General features: G+C 67.4%; 2 protein-coding genes and 1 tRNA gene. 1 reads left to right on the forward strand and 2 read right to left on the reverse strand.

Features of this window, described 5'->3' with window-relative positions:
- Nucleotides 1-442: 442 nt before the first annotated feature.
- Complete coding sequence (locus ABGB16_RS33475; RefSeq protein ID WP_347672057.1) at nt 443-1,486, reverse strand: ISAs1 family transposase; 1,044 nt, start codon at nt 1,484-1,486, stop codon at nt 443-445.
- A 136-nt stretch (nt 1,487-1,622) separates the two neighbouring features.
- On the opposite strand from ABGB16_RS33475, the gene ABGB16_RS33480 reads away from it, so the two are divergent.
- On the forward strand, nt 1,623-2,081 hold the full coding sequence (locus ABGB16_RS33480) for a tyrosine-type recombinase/integrase (RefSeq protein ID WP_347672058.1): 459 nt from the start codon (nt 1,623-1,625) through the stop codon (nt 2,079-2,081).
- Between the two features lie 61 nt (nt 2,082-2,142).
- Here ABGB16_RS33480 and ABGB16_RS33485 read toward each other — a convergent pair.
- Nucleotides 2,143-2,219: transfer RNA gene (locus ABGB16_RS33485), tRNA-Ala, on the reverse strand.
- Nucleotides 2,220-2,456 lie beyond the last annotated feature (237 nt).

Consider the following 2,456-nt stretch of genomic DNA (forward strand, 5'->3'; position numbering starts at 1 on the left):
CGTGCCTGCTCACAGCCGGTGGACAGGTCCACCACCGGGACACCGGTGATGTCCAGCTCGACCCGCTCAGCGACCAGGCCGTCCAGGCCCAGCAGCCGGGTCGTATCGTTGATCATGCTCGCAGCTCATCACTTGTGACCATCCGAACTAGACACTCAGATGATCACTGACGGGCTGCGAGCCCTTCACTCTCGGGTCGGCTCAGCCACAAACCCCGCTCAAGTTCGAAGAGCCTAGATCGTCGGCTTGGCTCGAACTGATCATCCGATAGCCGCTGCTTCTTCCACGCCCGAACTTCAACCGTTTGAAGTGCTCAAACCGGGATTCCCGCCCGACAAGTTCAGCGGTAACCGTGTCCTTGCCGTGGTACTCGCGGAACACGTCCGCAAGTACCCGCCCGTGTTGGTCGAGCTGCCCGACATCACCACGGGGACCCCCAGGGTCATTGCGTTCTGGGGTAACTGCTGGTCACGGCGTTGATCAGGTCGTGTGAGCGGCGGTTGGCTTGGCGGGTGGCGCGGGCGATGTTGGTCGCGCCGGTGATGCGGTGCCAGCCGATCGCGGTGTTACGTAGCGTTGCGATGACGGCGGGTCCGTTGCCTGTCCGGGCTTGGTGGAGGTCTTCGCGGAACGTCACGTCGCGTATGTGATGGAGGCGGTTTTCGATGTGCCAGTGGCGGCGGATCCAGGTTTGCAGGTCGCGGGGCAGGGCCTGGCCGGCGGGCAGTGACACGGTCAGGTAGGCGGTCTCGCGGCTGGTCTTGCGGGCGACGATGCGGGTGCGGGTGATCCGCACGGCTTGCTGGGCGTGTGGGAAGGCGATGCCGCCGGGCGTGGCGACGGTGACGGCTTTGACGGTGCGGGTTTCGCGGCGGCCGTGGCCGCGGTCGCGGGTGCGGTCACCGACCGGGATCTGCGCCCAGGGCAGCCGTTTGAGCTGCTTGAACAGGGTCGGCTGGTTGGCCTTCACCTGTACGAGCAGGTGCGCTCGGCGGGCGGTGACCTCGTCGGCGTGCCCGGTCTGGGTGTGCAGGGCGTCGGCGATGAACAGCACCCCGGCCAGGGTGCCGAGCACCGTCTCGACGGCGTCGAGCAGCGGGGCGAACGCCGGGATCTCGTTGCTCTTGGTGTCCACGGTGACCTGGGCGAGGACGATCCCGGTGGTGGTGTCCAGCGCGGAGAGCAGATGCACCTGGCGGCCGTTGCCGGTGCGGGCGCCGCGCAGGGTCTTGCCGTCGATGGCGATCACCGTGCGGTACCGCCTCGGCGCGGTCACCGCGACGGGAGTGCGGGTGCGCAGCCAGCCGGCCAGGACGGTGCCGAGCAGCGTGTCGTCCAGGCGTGTCAGGAGCCGCCAGACAGTGCTGCCGACTGGCACTCCTGCGGTGAACCCGAGCCGGTCCTGGGCGCGCTCGTCCAGGTCGTGCAGCCAATCCGTGATCGCGGCGAACGACGACGCCCCGGCCATGACGGCGCAGACCGCCATGTTCACCGTCGGTGACTGGCACGGCCTCGGCGGTGGAGGTGGGTGCAGCTACGGCCAGTGCAGGGATGAGAGATGATGCCATCGGCGGGTGGGGCCTTCCTCGGAGTCGTGAAGCGTCGCAACTCCATGATCACCGATGCGGCCTCACCCGTTTCTTACGCCTCCACGAGGCCGAACTCGTCCCGAAACTCCTGGTCAACGGCCCGCTAGTCGACTACGCAATCGCCCTGCGGGGACCCCCGATCCGGGGAAGCAGGCGAAGCGTCGGGCGGTCCCGCTGCTGTTCACCGACGAACAGGGCAAGCCGATTCATGATCAGCGCTGGTCCGACCTGTGGCGTGGTTGGCGCAAGGCGGCGGGCTGGCCCGAAGAAGAAGGGAGGGTCCACTCTCTGCGGCACTACTTTGCGACTCGTCTGATCACCTCGGGTGCCGACCCGACCGACGTGCAGAACGCACTACGGCACTCCAGCCTGCGGATCACGTTGGAGACGTACGTGCACTGGTGGCCGAAGAAGAACCGTCGCCGAAACATCGTCAGCACCGCGCTTCGGGAGGCTGCGGGTAACCGCTCAGGGGTTGCGCTTCCGGGCTGAGTTGTGCCGGATCTGTGCCCGATGATCAATGGCCAGCGTTTCCGCTGGCCATTGATGTTGCTGGTGGAGCTGAGGGGATTTGAACCCCTGACCCCCTCGATGCGAACGAGGTGCGCTACCGGTCTGCGCCACAGCCCCTCCGCCGGCGAACCGGCGTCGGTCCCACCCGGCTTTCACCGGGCGGGCCGGCGACAAGACTAACAGCCCACCTGCCCCCCGCGCGAATCACCCCTCCGACACCCGAGATCCCCGCCCCGGCGCAGTGATCGACTCCATGTCGCCGACATGGCGAGGTCCCCGCCATGCGGATACGCCCATATCGCCGACGTAGCGGCATCCCCGCCACACAGACGCGCCCATATCGCCGGCGACGCG

The sequence above is a fragment of the Micromonospora sp. B11E3 genome, assembly GCF_039871625.1.
Lineage (GTDB): Bacteria > Actinomycetota > Actinomycetes > Mycobacteriales > Micromonosporaceae > Micromonospora.